The sequence below is a fragment of the Hymenobacter swuensis DY53 genome (genome assembly GCF_000576555.1).
Classification (GTDB): Bacteria; Bacteroidota; Bacteroidia; order Cytophagales; family Hymenobacteraceae; genus Hymenobacter; species Hymenobacter swuensis.
Genome location: NZ_CP007144.1, coordinates 12709 through 28980, shown reverse-complemented (window position 1 = coordinate 28980; position 16272 = coordinate 12709). Strand labels below are relative to the sequence as shown.

Below are 16272 nucleotides of genomic sequence, written 5' to 3'. Positions count from 1 at the left end.
GGCCAGGCTGATTACTTGAGGTAATCAGAGTACCATACCACCACGGGGCTACGCAGTGGCCGGGCAGTCGGCCCCGGCGGGCAGGCCCAAGGTGGCGGGCTCGTATTCCTCACCTTCTTCCCCCCTTCCTTACGTTTATGCAGATTCTGCAAATCATTTCCAGCGCCCGCGGGGCCGAATCGTACAGCACCCGCCTCAGCCAGGGCATCATCGACAAGCTACTCGCAGCGCACCCCGGCAGCACCGTGGTAGTGCGCAACGTGGCGACCCACCCGTTTCCGCACCTTGAAGAGGCGCACTTGCAGGCCTACTTCACGCCCGCCGAAGGCCGCTCTGCCGAGCAGCAGCAGGCCGTGCGCCACTCCGACGAAGCCATTGTCGAGGTGCTGGCGGCCGACGTCCTCGTGCTGGGGGTACCGTTCTACAATTTCAGCATTGCCTCGTCGCTCAAGGCCTGGCTCGACCACCTCACGCGGGCAGGCATCACGTTCCGCTACACCCCCACGGGTCCGGAAGGACTTATCACGGGCAAAAAGGTGTATCTGGCCGTGGCTAGTGGCGGCATCTACTCTGAAGGCCCGCAGCAGGCCGCTGATTTTGCCGTGCCCTACCTGCGCTGGATGCTGGGCTTCCTGGGCATGACCGATGTGACCGTGGCCCGGGCCGAAGGCGTCAAGCTGCCGGAATTCCAGGCTACCGCTCTGCAAAAGGGCATTGAAAGCGTTGTGGTATAAGCCCAGCTGGCCGCACGGCCAGTAAAGTCCCGGCAAGTGCCTGCCATTGGCCAGAGCACCTGCCGGGACTTTTTTATTCTGAAGAAGGCGGCTCTATCTCACACGGCAGCTTTCGGAAGCTGTTTGCGTGATATTCATACTTTTTAGTTTGAATGACATTTTTCGTCGTTGCCAATGGACTGGACCTTTGTAGCAGTAATCTGAGTGGGCCGGTCAGCGCCTGCTACACGACAAAAGTCGCAGTGATTCTAGCAAGTAACCACAGTCAAACGCAACAACCATGGCAACCACAGAAATGAATGCGCAGTCCGAGGAAGGACAATCCTTTGAACGGGCGCAGGAAGCAGGCAATGAATCTTCTGTTTCCCCGAAGGCCCCAACGGGGGCGATGAATACGATGAAGGCGGTGCAGCAACACGCGTTTGGAGGGCCCGAGGTGCTGCGCTACGAAGATGCTCCGGTACCCGAGCTCCAGCCGGGCGAAGTGCTGGTATGGGTGCACGCCGTCGGCATCAACCCGCCCGACTGGTACCTGCGCGACGGCTACAAGGCCCTGCCGGCCGAGTGGCGCCCGTCGGTCACCTTTCCCCTCGTGCTGGGCACGGACGTGTCGGGCATCGTAGCGGCCGTGGCCGAGGATGTGACCGACTTCGCGGTGGGCGAGGAGGTCTTCGGCATGGTCCGCTTCCCAAGCGTCGGCGAGAGCCGCGGCTATGCCGAGTACGTGGCGGCGCCCGCCACCGACCTGGCCCGCAAGCCGGCCGGCCTCAGCCACGTGCAGGCCGCCGGGGCCCCGATGTCCGGCCTCACCGCGTGGCAGTACTTCATTGCGCTGGGGCACACGGCTCCCAACCCGTTTCAGCCGGAGGCGCACCGGCCGGTGCCGCTGCGGGGTAAGCGGGTGCTCGTGAACGGGGCCGCGGGCGGCGTGGGCCACCTGGCGGTGCAGCTGGCCAAGTGGCAGGGCGCCTACGTCATTGCCGTGGCTTCGGGCGGGCAGGAAACGCTGCTGCGCGAGCTGGGCGTGGATGAGTTCATTGATTACGCCCAAACCGCCGCCGAAGACGCAGTGCAGGACCTGGACGTTGTTCTCGATACCCTCAGTGGCCCCACCACGGGCCGTTTCCTGCACACCCTTAAGCGGGGCGGCGCGCTGTTTCCGGTATTTCTGGGTTTCACTGATGCCGAGGAAGCGGCCCGGCGGGGCATCACCGTGTCGATGACGCAGGTGCGCTCCAGCGGCGCACAACTCGCAGAGCTCGGGCGCCTGCTGGAGGCCGGGACGGTGCGCGTAGTCATCGACAGCACGTACCCGCTGGCCGAGGCACGCCAGGCCCACGAGCGCGCCGCCCGCGGGCACATCCAGGGCAAAATCGTACTGACGGTCGCGTAATTCCACACGCGGTACCGATAGGCTGCCAGCCCCTCCTGCAGCCCCAAAGCGGCTTCGCAGGGGTTGGCAGATTATCGATACCCTTCCCCCATCCAGCTCTCTTCCAATGCCTACGTCCGATAAAGCTGCCGAACGGCACCTGCTCGTCACCGTGCAGAGCCAGCCCGCGCACGGCGCCCGCGTGCAGGAAATCCTGCTTGAACTGGTGGGCTTGGTGCGCGCGGAGCCGGGCTGCCTGTATTACAACATCTTCCAGCAAGCCGAGGCCCCCGATACGTTCCTGATTGCCGCCGCCTGGCTCGATGACGAAGCCATCGCCGCCCACCCGACGCCGCCGCAGTCGCGCCTGGTCGAGCAGATACTGCCGTTGCTGGCCACCCCCATGCAGGTGCTTCCTATCCGGCGGGTGAGCGAGAACCCCGCTTAAACCATACCACTCGTAGCCAGTGCCCGGCTGGCCGGTACCGGACGTATCCGTTGCCGGCCAGTCGGGCTTTTGCCGGTTAAGCAGCTTGGCCAGTTGGGCTGTACTGGGCTGTGGCCTTGCCGGCAATGCGCTCTACTTGGTTTTCGTACTTTTACCGCATGACAAACGCTGTTGCCAGCAGGCCGGCTCCGCGGCCCACCCGGGAGTTGAAGCTGAAAGGCTTCAAGGTGTACGCGGTGGACCGCCCGTGCACCACCCCGCCTTACTTCACCCGGCGCGACTACTACAAGGCCATGCTGCTCACGACCCGGGCCCGGCTGCACTACGGCCACCAGCACTGGGACCTCGACGGCACGTACCTGCTGTTCTTCAACCCGCACATTCCGTATTCGCTGGAAATGCGCGGCGACCTTCGGCACGGCTCCATCAGCCTCTTTACCGAGGAGTTTATCACGTCGCTCGACCGGTCGGAAAGTCTGCCCCAGTCGCCTTTGTTTAAAATCGGGAGCCCGCCCCTCTATCAGCTCAGCGAGACGCAGATCCCCTTCATGACCAGCATCTTCCAGAAGATGCTGACCGCGCAGGAAGGTGATTATCCCTTCAAGGCTGAGCTAATTCGCACATACCTGCAGCTCGCTATTCACGAGGCCCTGCACCAGCAGCCCGCTCACACCCTGGTTCAGTCCCACACGGCCGCCTCGCGCCTGGCGGCCCGGTTTCTGGACGTGCTGGAGCAGCAGTTTCCGGTAGAGACGCCCGAGCAGACGCTGGAGCTGAAAACGGCCCAGGAGTTTGCCGACCGGCTGGCCGTGCACGTCAACCACCTCAACAAGGCCGTGAAAGAGGTAACCGGCAAACCCACCAGCGCGCACATCACCGCCCGCCTCACCGACGAGGCAAAGGCTCTGTTGCAGCACACTACGTGGAGCGTAGCCGAAATTTCCACCTGCCTGGGCTTTGCCTACCCCACTTACTTCAATAATTTTTTCAAGAAGCAGACTGGCACTACCCCGCTGGCCTACCGCAAGGGGAGCGGGGCGGCACTACCGGACTAGCCGGATGCGTTAGACCACCTCAGGGTGGGTGGTCCATCTGAGCGAGGCAGAATTGGGCAGTACTTTTCTTCTCGATGGAAAAGCCGGACAAACGTCGCAAAGTCGCAAATACGATACGGCTTTCAAAGCTGAGGTTCTGCGTAAGGGATTTACCCGCTGCGCAACCAAGCGGCTAGTATTTATTCTCCCTCAAACGCCCCCATAGTTACTACTTGCTCCACTAGGTGGTCGAAACGCATGCAGGGAGCCAGCTGCTGGGGTATTGTTAAACAAATAGGGAGAAACCTCCGACTCGTCCCTGCACCAGTTTGCTCGGTGACGGCCAGGTGATAATCAGGTCCATATCGAACGGGGCGTCCACCTGCACGGCGAGTACGACTGTTCCGAGGAAGTCCTGAAAAAGCCTCCCCAATTTAATGTGGAGGCGCTTTTTGCCTTTCAGTGAGAGCCCTCAACCGGCTTACTCGTTTAACCTTTGTACCAAACTTTTAACCAAGGCCATAATCGCCGCGTCACCCTGGCCGGTACCATGCGCACGAGGCTGTTCCGCGAACTAGCCACCAGCGAAGCGTACGAGCTCGGGGCCCGCGACGTGAACAATTATCTGCTCGTGGAGCAGCAGCCTTCCTGCGCGCTTTAGCCGCCAGCCGCCTGCTGCGATATCCGTCCGCCTGGCTGGCTGCTTCCCGTGAAACCACCGCGCTGCCCGTGGAAGCCCCACCCTTTCAGGTGAACCCCAATGCCCGGTGGGTCGCCCAACTCAACGGGTTTGCGCGTAGCGAGGCGCCAGTGCTCAACGCGCGGGCTGACCAGAATCAGACGTAGGACCTGATTCTGGTCAGCCCGCGCATTTGGTGCGCGCCCGAGCTTTGCGGGCAGCCACCCGGCCTGGTAAACCAGGCCGCTTACGATGCCCGATGAACCCCAATTTCCACGTTTTTAGCCTCTCCCAGCGCGCTGCGCCCCTCGCCGTGCGCGAGCAATTGGCCCTCAACGAAGCAGCTTGCCGCCAATTACTGCGCACGCTGCGGACCGCGCCCGGGCTAACAGATGTGCTGGTGCTGAGCACCTGCAACCGCACCGAAATCTACTACTGCGCCGGGCAGGAGCAGACGGCCGTTTTGCTGGACGCGCTGGGCCAGGTGCTGGGCCGGGTGGTCAGCGCCCGGCAGGCGGCGTACTTCGTGCACCTCCACGATGCCGAAGCGGCCACCCGGCACTTGTTTGACGTGGCGCTGGGCCTGGAAGCGCAGCTCATCGGCGACCAGCAAATCAGCCACCAGGTGAAGCGGGCCTACCAGTGGGCCGTGGAGGAGGACACCGCCGGCCCCTGGCTGCACCGGCTGCTGCACACCGTGTTGTTCACCAGCAAGCGCGTGCAGCAGGAAACCGCGTTTCGCGACGGGGCAGCGTCCACCTCCTACGCGGCCCTGGAGCTGACGGAAACTCTGACGGCGCACCTGCCCAACCCCACCATTCTGATAGTAGGGCTGGGCGAAATCGGCACCGACGTGGCCCGGCACTTCGGGGCCAGCCCGCGCTTCACCTGCGTCACGGTGTGCAACCGCACCCGCGCCAAGGCCGAAGCGCTGGCCGCCGGAAACAGCCTGCAGGTGCTGGACTGGGCCGACCTGGTGCCGGGCCTGCAGGCGGCTGATGTCGTCATCTCTTCAGTGGCGGCGGCTGTGCCCTGCCTCACGCTGCCGCTGGTGCAGCAACTCACGGTGCTCAGCCACAAGTTTTTCATCGACCTGTCGGTGCCCCGCAGCGTGGCCGCGGAGGTGGAGCAGGTGCCGGGCGTGCTGCTCTATACCCTCGATGATATTGCGGACACCACCTCGGCCACCTTGGCCCGCCGGCTGGCGGCGGTGCCCCAGGTGTGCGCCCTCATCGCCGAAAGCCTGGCCGACCTGGCGCAGTGGAGCCGCGAGCTGGAAGTATCACCTACCATTCAGCAGTTGAAAAATGCGCTGGAACAACTGCGCGCCGAGGAGCTGCGGCGCTTCAGCAAGCACCTGAGCGCGGCGGAAACCCAGCGCATGGACGAGCTAACCAAGTCGCTGATGCAAAAGGTGCTCAAGTACCCTACCCGCCACCTCAAAGCCGCCTGCCAGCGTGGCGAAACCGGCCCGTTGGTGGGGCTGCTGACCGACATTTTTGGCTTGGAAGCGACCCTGGCAGGTTACTCATAACTAAGCAGCTGCCTGATGGATTAGCTGACTTCGACCTAAAGAAAAGGCCCGAAAACATTCGTTTTTGGGCCTTTTGCCTGGTGAGTCGGCTAGGTTACGCCAGCTGGAAGGTGAGCACCGGCGGGAAGGCGTGCGTGGCCACGTTTTCGGCAATGCTGGCTTACAAAAACCGGCTGAGGCTGGTGCGGCCATGGGTGGGCAAAAACACCTAATCGGCCGGCACCTGCTGGGCAAATTGCATGATGCCGGCGCTGGGGCTGCTGCCACCCGCACGTTCGTTTCGTAACGGGCCAGCTGCTCGGTGTTGGAGCCGAAGGGAAAAATGCTCGGTGGCCGAATGGCCGTGCGCCCCTATCACCACCAAATCAATGGCTTGGTGTTTGAACACACTGACCAGGGCCTCGTTCAGGCGCGTGGCCTGCACGAGGCCCTGCACCGGCACATCGGGGCTATTTCGGCGGCTTCAGCCATGAGGCGGTGCATCCGCTGCTTGGTAACCTGTAGGAGCTTGATGACGAATACGTCATTGAGGTTGCCGCTGCTGGGCAGCTCCGTGCCGCCCACCGGTCTGCCATAGGTGCTGTAAGCTAGCCATCTCGGGTAGCTCCACGGCGTGGAGTAGCAGCACACTGCCCCCGATGCGCGCCGCCAGGCGCACGGCTACCTCAAAGGCATGATGAGATTCAAAAGAAAAATCGGTGGGAACAAGGATGTTTTCCATGGGAAAACACAAGAAAAAAACGGTTAATGGGGAATAGGTGCCCTTCGAGAGCCACCAGCCGAGGGCGCTGGGGCCACCGCTACGGCCTCGAGGGAGCGGGCAGGCTCAGGTCCAGCACCACGCGGCCCTCAATGGTGCCGGCTTTCATAGCGTCCAGCACCTGGTTGATGTTTTCCAGGGGCTCGCAGCGGTAGTGCACTGTCACTTTGCCCTCGGCGGCTAGGGCCAAACTTTCCGTCAAATCCTGCCGGGTGCCCACAATGGAGCCGCGCACGGTTTTGCGGGTCAGCACCACGTCAAAGATGTTCAGCTCGAAGCTACCGGGCGGCAGGCCCACCAGCGCCAGCGTGCCGTGGCGGCGCAGCATGTTCACGCCCTGCGCAAAGGCCGGCTGCGAGGGGGCGGTGATGAGCACACCATGCCCGCCACCGGTGGCTTGCTGAATGGCCGCCACGGGGTCTTCCAGCGCCGCATTCACCACCACTTCGGCCCCCACGGCCTGGGCCAGGGTCAGCTTGTCGGCGCGCACGTCCACGGCGGCTACGCGCATGCCCATGGCCTTGGCGTACTGCACGGCCAGGTGGCCCAGCCCGCCCACCCCCGAAATGACCACCCACTGGCCGGGCTGCACCTCGGTTTCCTTCAGCCCCTTATACACCGTCACGCCAGCGCAGAGAATGGGCGCCGCTTGCTGGCAAGAAAGGTTAGCGGGCAAAATACCCACGTAGTTGGGGTCCGCCAGCACGTACTCGGCGTAGCTGCCCGGTACCGAGTAGCCGGTGTTCTGCTGGTTGAGGCAAAGCGTTTCCCAGCCCGTGAGGCAGTATTCGCAGTGCCCACAGGCGGTGTGCAGCCACGGCACGCCCACCCGGTCGCCCACCTGCACGGCGGTTACGCCCTCGCACACGGCCACCACCGTGCCCACGCCTTCGTGGCCCGGAATCAGGGGCAGCGTGGCCTTCACCGGCCAGTCGCCGTTGATGGCATGCAGGTCGGTGTGGCACACGCCGCAGGCCGCCACCTTCACCAGGATGCGGCCCGGCACCACGGCCGGCAGGGATACTTGTTCGAGGCGGAGCGGCTGGCCGTAGGCGCGGGCCACGGCGGCTTTCATGGTGGGAGGCAGCATGGGCGTAGTAGGAGTTGGAGCGGAGTGAGGTGAATAGCGACACCGGCCACCCGCAGCGCGGGAGCGGCCGAATGCCGACCCGAAATAACCAGCGCCCCGCAAGCAAAAACCTGATGATAATCAGGCCGTAGCCGGACTTACATCAGGTTTTTGCTTGCCGGCCAACATACTCCGGCCGCCCGGCCCGTAGCCGGGCTCACACTGCTACCGCTGCCATGGCCAGCCAGTCGACGCCCTGGCGCAGGAGTTGCTGGGTGGCTGCTTCGGGCGAGCCGGGCTCGGGTGTCAGGTTGTAGTGCCACTCGGCCTGGGGCGGCAGGCTCATGAGGATGGACTCGGTGCGGCCGCCGGTTTCGAGGCCGAAGCGGGTGCCGCGGTCCAGGGCCAGGTTGAATTCGGCGTAGCGGCCGCGGCGCACCCGCTGCCACTGCTTCTCGCGCTCGGCGTAGGGCAGGTTGGCGTTCTGGCGCATGATAGCGCTGTAGGTGCGGCCATACAGCTCGCCCACGTCCTGCACGAAGGCAAACAGCTCCTCAAACAGGCCGTCTTTGCCCACGGTGAGACGGTCGAAAAACAGGCCGCCTACGCCCCGCGTTTCGCGGCGGTGGGGCAGGTAGAAGTAGTCATCGGCCCACTGCTTGAAGCGCGGGTAGTAGCTGTCGTCGTGCCGCGCGCACACCTCGTGCAGCTGCTCGTGAAACTGCCGGGCCTGCACCACGTCCACGTAAATGGGCGTCAAATCGAGCCCGCCGCCGAACCAAGCTTCGCCGTTGCCGGCCTCGAAGTAGCGCACGTTCATATGCGAGATGGGCACCATGGGACTGCGCGGGTGCTGCACCACGCTCACGCCGGTGGCAAAATAGTGGCGGTCGGGCATAAGCAGCTGCTGGGCAGCTTTCTCGCTCATTTCGCCCCACACGGCCGAGAAGGCCACGCCGCCTTTCTCCAGCACATCGCCCTGCTGCAGGACGCGGGTGCAGCCGCCCCCGCCGCCCTCGTGGGCCCAGTCGTCACGGCTGAAGCGGACGCCGCTGCCGTCGGCCGCTTCCAGGCGGTGGCATAGCCAGTCCTGAAACTGGCGCATCCAGTGCTCGACCACCGCGCGCGATGGGGCAATGGGTAAGAAGATGGGACTAGTCATGTCAAGCAAGCAAAAGCGGTAAGAAAATGAGGGAGAAAACGGCCGGCGCTACACCCACGGCGCGGCTTGGTAGGCGGCGCGCAGGCTGACGCTGGCCTGGGCTTCGCGGGCCAGGCGCTCAGCGCAACGGTCGCAGCAGGTGGTGGTGGGCACGGGGGCCGCAGGCCGCAGCACCAGCAGCGGAATGCGGGTGTGGTAGGCGTTGGTGGCACGGTAGCAGCCGTCGAAATACCGCAGCAGCTCGGCCGTGCTGCCGGGCGCGATGACGAGCAGCTGGGCCTGCGCCCGGGCGCAAAACTCGCCGATGCCTTCGACCGGGGCGTCGTCCTCGAGTAGGTGCGCGGTGGTTTGGGGCCAACCAAGGTGGGCTCCGGCGCGGCGCAGCCCCTGCAGCAGCTGGCGGCGGCGGGGCCGGTCGGAGGGCGCGTAGAACTGCACGAGGTCGAGCGGGGCGGGGAAGGCAGCTTCGAGGGCGGCCAGGTGGGGCAGAATGTTTAGCCCCAGCGTGGTGAAATTGGCACAAAAGGCCAAGCGCGCAGGCAGGCTGCGGCGGCCGGCCGGCACCACCAGCACAGGGCAGCTCACCAGCGCGGTAATGGCGGCGGCGTGGTTGCCGGGGGCTTCCTGGCGGCCGCAGTCCACGTGTTCGAGGCCCATGACCAGCAGGTCGGCGGCGCACACAAGGGCTTCGGTTTGCACATGGTCGTGCAGGCAGCCGGAGAGCACCCGGTAGCGGTAGCGAATGCGGCGGCCGTCGTGGCGGGTGAGCTGCTGGTAGCGCAGGCGCTCCACGAGGCTGCGCAGTCGCTGCTCCTCGGCTTGCAGCGCGCCGGGCGTGGCTGCTACATCGGGGTGGCAGTAAAGCACCACCATTTCGGCGGGCCAGCGCACGGCCAGCTTGTTGGCATACGCCAGGGTCGATTCGGCAGCGGCGGTGTGGTCGAGGGGAACGAGAATAGTTTTCATGGTGCGAAGCAGGTGTTCGGCGGAGCCGGGAGATGGTTGGTGATTGTCACAGGGTGGTTAGTGCTGCCAGGAAGTGTTTCAAAAGCCCTCAGTGGCAATAGTGCACGGTTAGGGGCTGGCGGGGAGCGTGCCCCACGGCGGCGCTCAACTGCGGGCTTAGGTAAGGAATGCCCAGCCCCAGCCCGCGCACGATGAACAACACGGCCAGCAGCGCGGCCGTGTACGGCACGGCCTGTCGCATGCGGGCACGCCAGGCCAGCGGCACCAGCCGCCCGCTTAAGCTCAGGCCCAGCATCAGGGGGAGGGTACCCAGGCCGAAGCAGGCCATATAGGCCGCCGCGCCCGCCACACCCGACGCACTCAGCGCCCCGGCCAGCGCGAGGTACACCAGACCGCAGGGTAGCAGGCCGTTAAGCAGCCCCGTAGCGTAGAGCGCCCCTGCCGATGGGTGCTGAAACAGTTCGACCAAGGTCGTTCTCACCCAGGCCAGTGGCCGGCTCAGGCCCAACCCGGCAGCCAGACGGCTGGTGAAGCGCTCGGGCACCAGCACCAATAATAGAATCAGCACGCCCGATACAATAGACAGGGGTTGCTGCACGCCGGCCAGTCGCAGGCCGTGGCCCACCAGGCCGGCCAGTGCGCCCAGGCTAGCATAAGTCGTGACCCGGCCCAGGTTATAGAGCGCGCGGCCGGCCAGATAGCGCCCGCTGGACGCGCCCGTCGGCCCCGGCAGCGCCAGGGCAATAGCCCCGCACATGCCCACGCAGTGAAAGCTGCCCAGCAACCCAAACAGAAAGCCAGCCCAGAGCATGATTTTACTTAACGGTGAGTTCTTTTTCGATGAAATAGTGCTGGCTGCCGACGGTAAAATCGAGCCGGGCCCGCCAGTAGCCGGGCTGCATTTTGGCCGTACTGAACCGCTGGCTGCCAGCTTGCAGCGGCAAGCTGAAATCGAGTTTTTGGTTAGACGGACGGAAAAAATGCATTTGGCCCTGTACCGCCCGGCCAGCCAGCGCGGGTGGCAGCTGCAGCTGCAACACCTGGGCAGCAGCATCGTAGGTCAGTTCAACTGGCGCGGGCAGGGCGGCGGTGCGGGCCACGGTTTCCATGCGCTGCTGGTAGGCCAGTTCCTGCTGGTAGTAGTCGGGGCTGACGAGGTCGACGGTGGTGCGCATGGCCTGCTGCACCATGTAGCCGATGTAGCCGGCAAAGAGCACGAACACGGCAATGATGGCGTAGGGCCACAGGGTGCGGGAAGAAGTTGGAGAGGGGACCATGAGCATTACAGAAATGGTAAGAGCCAGCAGGACGTTTTTTCTCGCCCGCTCACTGCGCGGGCCCCAGGAACTTGGTGCTGGTTTCGGCCACCAGCCGTCCGCTGCTATACAGGCCGATGCGGATTTTCTGGTTGGTATGGTGCAGGGCCGGGCGGGGCAGCTCGGCAAAGAACACGCCCTCAGCCATACCCTGGGCGGGTAACTTCAGGCTGGTACTGCCCACCAGCGAGATGCGTCCCTGGGCCGGCTCCAGCACTCGCAGAGTGATGGGATACGGCCGGTTGGTTTTATTGATGACGGAGATGTTGTAGAGGTTGGTGATGGTGCCGTGGTCGGTTTTCTGAAAGAGCTGGCCCGGCGTGCGCAGCACCGTGGCCGCCACATTATTGCGCGACACCAGCAGGCCGGTGAGCACCAGCAGCAGCCCGGCCAGCACGCCCGACAGCGCCTTCACCCGGCTCGTGACCCGGAACTGGGTGCCGGTGGTAATGCTGTTCACGGTGGCCGGCCGAATCAGGCCCTCGGGCTTGTTGAGCAGGGCCATGATGCTGTTGCAGGCATCGATGCAGGCCGTGCAGTTGATGCATTCGAGTTGGGTGGCGCCGTTGCGGATGTCGATGCCCGTGGGGCACACCTGCACGCACTGGTGGCAGTCGATGCAGTCGCCGGCGGTACGCGTTTGGGTTTTGCGCAGCTTCTCGCGGGGCTCGCCGCGCTGGTAGTCGTAGGCTACCACGAGGCTGTCTTTATCGAGCAAAACGCCCTGTAAGCGGCCATAGGGGCACACAATGGTACACACCTGCTCCCGAAAGCGGGCAAACACCGCGTAGAACACGCCTGTGAACAGCGTGAGAGCCGCCAGCCCGCCCAAGTGGGCCGTAGGCGCGTCGGTCACCAGCTTCAGCAACTCTTCCGAGCCAATGATGTAAGCCAGGAATGTGTTGGCAATCAAAAACGAAACCAGCAAAAACAAGGCGTGCTTGGTGGTTTTGCGCCAGAGCTTGTCCCAGTCCAGCTTGCGGCGGTCAAGGGCTTTTTGCTGGGGCGCGTCGCCCTCCAGCCAGTACTCGACGCGGCGGAACACCATCTCCAAAAAGATGGTCTGGGGGCATACCCAGCCGCAAAACACCCGCCCATATACCACGGTGAACACGATGATGAACACCAGAAACGTGAGCGTGCCCAGCAGCAAAATGAAGAAATCCTGGGGCCAGAAAATCTGGCCGAAGATGATGAATTTCCTCGCTGGCAGATTGAGCAGCAGCACCGGCAGCCCCTGAATGCGCAGCCAAGGCCCGGCAAACAGCAGCGCCAGAAACCCGTAGCTGAGCCACTTGCGGCGGTTGTATAGTCGACCAGCGGGCTTTCTAGGGTACAGCCACACCCGCGCGCCGACGGCGTCTATCGTGGCGATAGAGTCACGGTATGCATCAGGGGGCTTGAACTGGGTGGCGGGCATGGGGATGTGCGAATAGGAGTAAGGAGTGGCCGGGCTAACGGGCCGCCAGCGTTTTCGCCGGGGCTTCTTTTTCGCCCTGCGGGGGCTTGGCATTAGCCGGTTTAGTGCCTTGCAGGCTGAGGATGTAAGAACTTACCTGTAGAATCTGCTTGCCCGAGAGCTTGCCTTTCCAGGCCACCATACCCTTGCCGTTCACGCCGAACTTGATGGTTTTGTAGACGTGGTTCACTTCGCCGCCGTGCAGCCAAAACTCGTCGGTCAGGTTGGGGCCGACTTTGCCCTCAGCGTTGGCCCCGTGGCAGGGCGCACAGTTGGTAGCGAAAAGGCTTTTGCCGCTGCTTAGCTCGGCCGGCGCGGTGAGGGCCGTGTAGGTGGTGAGCTGGTTGGGGTCGTCGGAGGTGGTGGAAACCATCAGGGCAGCCTGCTGCATTTCAGCGGCGTATTCGGCCCCTTGCAGCTGGCCGTTCTGAAGGACGTGGTAGTAAGTGAGGTAGCACCCGGCAAAGATGGCGGTGAGCACAAAGCCATACTTCCACCACGGTGGCAGGTCGTTGTCGAACTCGTGGATGCCATCGTAGTCGTGGTCCAGCAGCTCGTCGCGCACCTCGCCTTTTACCAGGCGCGCATCGCCTACCAGCAAGCCCAGCACCCGGCCGCTCCAGGTGTCGTGCACTGTGGGAAGGTCATAGATTTGGCGCAATTGAGGCCGCATCCAGGCCAGCAGGGCCACCAGTATCAGCCAGAACACCAGCAGCACCAGCACCAGCATGCTTATCAGAAACCAGAGCAGCGGCGGCGGCGCGCTGGCATTGGTCGGCGCACTTGTTTCAGCCGTTTGGGCCAGGGTAGGGTGGACCGCTAGTAGTACCGCGCCGGCCCCGGATAGCGCTTGGCGGAGGCTGCTCATGCGTAAATTTCTTCTTGGGCGGTGATTTGCACGGGTGCCATTTCGGCCGGAGCGGCTTGACTTGACGCAACGTCCGCTACAACTGTTGCGCGGGTTGCGTTAGCTTCCGGCTCGGCTTGCGGTGCCTCGTACTGAGACTTAGCCGCCGAAGTCACCGAGCCTGCCGTGATGATAGCCATGAGCAGCACTACGCCAGCGGCCGTCCACGTCACCCAGCTCAGGATGGTGGTAGGCGTAGGGCCAGCGGTCGGGGCCGATTGGGCGGCGGCAGCAAAGCCTGTGAGCAGGCCTAGGAAAGTCAGCGAGAGGGAGCGTAGGGTTAGCATAAAATGTCGTGGTTGAAAGTGGCTTTAATGGTTGCCTCGTCATCGAGCAGCGGCAGCTGGCTCATGGTATTGATGTGTTGACGGTTGGCCAGCACCACAAACACCAGCAGGCCCAGGAAGAAGAGCCCAAAAATGACCAGGGAGATTATCGGATAGATTTCGACCCCGGCGATGGATTGCAAGACGTTCTTGTCCATGGTGATTAGCGGCGTGAACTTTGCGAGTTCACGTATTGGTGGATGGTATTGACGGCGCGCGGACTCGCAGAGCCCAGGCTACTGCGCGGCGGCGGTAGCGGCCGTCTGTTCCGGCTTCACTTTGATGTCGGTGCCCAGGCGCTGCAGGTAGGCAATCAGCGCCACAATTTCCTTGTCGGGCATCACCTCGATTTCCTCCTTTTTTAGCTCGGCCACGATGCCTTGAGCTTGTTGCCGGGCGTCGTCCACGGCCACTTGGTCGAAACCGGCGGGGTAAGGCGTGCCCAGGTTGCGCAACACTTTAATTTTGGACGGCAGGATGCGGTAGTCGATGTCCTGCTCGAACAGCCAGGGGTAGGGCGGCATGATGGAGCCGGGCGACATGCTAGTGGGGTCCAGCATGTGGTTGTAGTGCCAGGAGTGAGGGTATTTCTGGCCCAGGCGCTGTAAATCGGGCCCGGTGCGCTTGCTGCCCCACAGAAAGGGCCGGTCGTACACGTACTCGCCGGCTTTGGAGTATTCGCCGTAGCGCTCGGTTTCGGAGCGGAAGGGACGCACCATCTGGGTGTGGCAGTTCGAGCAACCTTCGCGGATGTAGAGGTCGCGCCCCTGCAGCTCCAGCGGCCGGTAGGGCTTCACCGAGGCGATGGTGGGCACGTTGGATTTCACCAAAAAGGTTGGAATCATCTCCACTGCGCCACCGATGAGGATGGCCACCGTGGCGCCCACGGCCAGCTGGAAGGGCCGGCGCTCCAGCCAGCGGTGCCAGTGGCCGCCCTGGTGCTCTTCCACCAGCTCGGCGGGCAGGAGGGCCGGGGCCTGGGCCTTCTCACTCGCCAGCAGCGAGCCGGCTTTGGCGGTCTGGTAAAGGTTGTATAACATCAGAAACACACCGCTCAGGTAGAGCAGCCCGCCCACGCCGCGCATATAGTACATCGGTACGAGCTGCAGCACCGTTTCGAGGAAGTTGGGGTACTGTAGCATCCCCTCGCTGTTGAACTGCTTCCACATCAGGCCCTGCGTGAAGCCGGCCCAGTACATTGGAATGGCGTAGAACAGGATGCCCAACGTGCCCAGCCAGAAGTGCGTGGTGGCCAGCTTCTTTGAATAGAGCTCGGTGCGGTAGAGGCGCGGCCACAGCCAGTAGAGCATGGCGAAGGTGAGGAAGCCGTTCCAGCCCAGCGCGCCCACGTGCACGTGCGCCACAATCCAGTCGGTGAAGTGCGCAATGGCATTCACGTTCTTGAGGCTCAGCATGGGGCCTTCGAAGGTGGCCATGCCATAGGCCGTGATGGCCACCACCATGAACTTGAGCACCGGGTCTTCGCGCACCTTGTCCCAAGCGCCACGCAGGGTGAGCAGGCCGTTTATCATGCCGCCCCAGCTCGGCGCAATCAGCATGATGCTGAAGGCCACGCCCAAGCTTTGCGCCCAATCAGGCAGAGCGGTATAAAGCAAGTGGTGCGGCCCGGCCCAGATGTAAATGAAAATCAGCGACCAGAAGTGGATGATGCTCAGGCGATAGGAATACACCGGCCGGCCGGCCGCCTTGGGCAAAAAGTAGTACATCAAACCCAGGTAGGGCGTGGTGAGGAAGAAGGCCACCGCGTTGTGGCCGTACCACCACTGCACCAGCGCATCCTGCACGCCAGCGTACATGGAGTAGCTTTTCAAAAAGCTCACCGGCATTTCCATCGAGTTGACGATGTGCAGCACGGCCACCGTCAGGAAAGTGGCGATGTAAAACCAGATGCCCACGTACAAATGCCGCTCGCGCCGCTTGGCAATGGTGCCGAACATATTCCAGCCAAACACCACCCACACCAGCGTAATGGCAATGTCGATGGGCCATTCCAGTTCCGCGTATTCCTTGCTGGTGGTGAAGCCCAACGGCAGCGTGGCCACCGCCGATACGATAATCAGCTGCCAGCCCCAGAAGTGTATTTTGCCCAGAAAATCGGAATACATCCGGGTCTTGCACAGGCGTTGCAGCGAGTAGTACACGCCGGTGAAAATACCGTTGCCGACGAAGGCAAAAATCACGGCATTGGTGTGCAGCGGCCGGATGCGGCCGAAGGTGGTGAAAGCCGTGCCCATATTAAGTTCGGGCCGGGCCAGCTGGAAGGCGGCCAAAACCCCTACTAGCATTCCGATAATGCCCCAGATAACGGTGGCAATGCCGAAGTCGCGGACAATCTTATTGTCGTAATAAAAGGTTTCCACGCGCCGGTCGGGCGCATTGGGAATCAGCGGCGTTCGGGGCGCGGCGGCGGGAACAAGAGAATCGGCCTGCATCGTCGGAAAAGTGAATTATTTACTGCTCCAAAGGTCCTGACCGGGCTGTTTCG

The 16272-nt window shown here is 63.2% G+C and carries 18 protein-coding genes; 6 read left to right on the top strand and 12 right to left on the bottom strand.

Going from position 1 to position 16272, the window contains the following annotated elements:
- The first annotated feature begins 137 nt into the window (after positions 1–137).
- The 6 genes from HSW_RS00345 (at position 138) to hemA (ending at position 5801) form a co-directional block, all read left to right on the top strand.
- A complete protein-coding gene (locus HSW_RS00345; protein ID WP_044000315.1) occupies positions 138–734 on the top strand; it encodes an FMN-dependent NADH-azoreductase in 597 nt (198 codons plus the stop codon).
- A 388-nt stretch (positions 735–1122) separates the two neighbouring features.
- Complete coding sequence (locus tag HSW_RS00340) at positions 1123–2127, top strand: NADP-dependent oxidoreductase (protein ID WP_044000314.1); 1005 nt, start codon at positions 1123–1125, stop codon at positions 2125–2127.
- Between the two features lie 106 nt (positions 2128–2233).
- Positions 2234–2554, top strand: a complete 321-nt coding sequence (locus HSW_RS00335; protein WP_044000313.1) for a putative quinol monooxygenase — start codon at positions 2234–2236, stop codon at positions 2552–2554.
- Positions 2555–2712: 158 nt separating this feature from the next.
- Positions 2713–3609: a helix-turn-helix domain-containing protein gene (locus HSW_RS00330; protein ID WP_044000312.1), complete on the top strand. Its 897-nt coding sequence runs from the start codon at positions 2713–2715 to the stop codon at positions 3607–3609.
- 475 nt (positions 3610–4084) lie between these two features.
- Entirely contained in the window at positions 4085–4249 is a 165-nt protein-coding gene (locus HSW_RS23925; protein WP_155832731.1) for a hypothetical protein, read from the top strand.
- 277 nt (positions 4250–4526) lie between these two features.
- Positions 4527–5801: a glutamyl-tRNA reductase gene (hemA, locus tag HSW_RS00325; RefSeq protein WP_044000311.1), complete on the top strand. Its 1275-nt coding sequence runs from the start codon at positions 4527–4529 to the stop codon at positions 5799–5801.
- Positions 5802–6009: 208 nt separating this feature from the next.
- Here hemA and HSW_RS00320 read toward each other — a convergent pair whose 3' ends face one another.
- The 12 genes from HSW_RS00320 to ccoN form a co-directional block, all read right to left on the bottom strand.
- A complete protein-coding gene (locus tag HSW_RS00320; RefSeq protein ID WP_155832730.1) occupies positions 6010–6237 on the bottom strand; it encodes an adenine nucleotide alpha hydrolase family protein in 228 nt (75 codons plus the stop codon).
- 87 nt (positions 6238–6324) lie between these two features.
- On the bottom strand, positions 6325–6522 hold the full coding sequence (locus HSW_RS00315; protein ID WP_044000309.1) for a universal stress protein: 198 nt from the start codon (positions 6520–6522) through the stop codon (positions 6325–6327).
- Between the two features lie 79 nt (positions 6523–6601).
- A complete protein-coding gene (gene adhP / locus HSW_RS00310; protein ID WP_044000308.1) occupies positions 6602–7651 on the bottom strand; it encodes an alcohol dehydrogenase AdhP in 1050 nt (349 codons plus the stop codon).
- Positions 7652–7847: 196 nt separating this feature from the next.
- A complete protein-coding gene (gene hemF, locus HSW_RS00305; protein ID WP_052345933.1) occupies positions 7848–8792 on the bottom strand; it encodes an oxygen-dependent coproporphyrinogen oxidase in 945 nt (314 codons plus the stop codon).
- A 48-nt stretch (positions 8793–8840) separates the two neighbouring features.
- Positions 8841–9758 (bottom strand): universal stress protein, encoded by a 918-nt coding sequence (locus HSW_RS00300; RefSeq protein WP_044000306.1) that lies wholly within the window; start codon positions 9756–9758, stop codon positions 8841–8843.
- A gap of 88 nt (positions 9759–9846) precedes the next feature.
- Positions 9847–10569 (bottom strand): sulfite exporter TauE/SafE family protein, encoded by a 723-nt coding sequence (locus HSW_RS00295; protein ID WP_044000305.1) that lies wholly within the window; start codon positions 10567–10569, stop codon positions 9847–9849.
- Positions 10570–10573: 4 nt separating this feature from the next.
- Positions 10574–11035 carry a FixH family protein gene (locus tag HSW_RS00290; RefSeq protein ID WP_044000488.1) on the bottom strand — a complete coding sequence of 154 codons (462 nt, stop codon included), beginning with the start codon at positions 11033–11035 and terminating at the stop codon, positions 10574–10576.
- Between the two features lie 49 nt (positions 11036–11084).
- The gene (gene ccoG, locus HSW_RS00285; protein WP_044000304.1) at positions 11085–12494 is read right to left on the bottom strand and encodes a cytochrome c oxidase accessory protein CcoG; all 1410 of its coding nucleotides are present in this window, start codon (positions 12492–12494) and stop codon (positions 11085–11087) included.
- Positions 12495–12528: 34 nt separating this feature from the next.
- Positions 12529–13401, bottom strand: a complete 873-nt coding sequence (locus tag HSW_RS00280) for a cbb3-type cytochrome c oxidase N-terminal domain-containing protein (protein WP_052345931.1) — start codon at positions 13399–13401, stop codon at positions 12529–12531.
- Positions 13398–13727, bottom strand: coding sequence for a hypothetical protein (locus tag HSW_RS00275; protein WP_044000303.1), 330 nt, complete (start codon positions 13725–13727; stop codon positions 13398–13400). Before HSW_RS00275 ends, HSW_RS00280 begins: the two co-directional genes overlap by 4 nt.
- Positions 13721–13924: a hypothetical protein gene (locus HSW_RS00270; protein WP_044000302.1), complete on the bottom strand. Its 204-nt coding sequence runs from the start codon at positions 13922–13924 to the stop codon at positions 13721–13723. The genes HSW_RS00275 and HSW_RS00270 overlap by 7 nt, the downstream gene beginning before the upstream one ends.
- 78 nt (positions 13925–14002) lie before the next feature.
- Positions 14003–16219 (bottom strand): cytochrome-c oxidase, cbb3-type subunit I, encoded by a 2217-nt coding sequence (ccoN, locus tag HSW_RS00265; protein ID WP_081768185.1) that lies wholly within the window; start codon positions 16217–16219, stop codon positions 14003–14005.
- Positions 16220–16272: the final 53 nt, after the last annotated feature.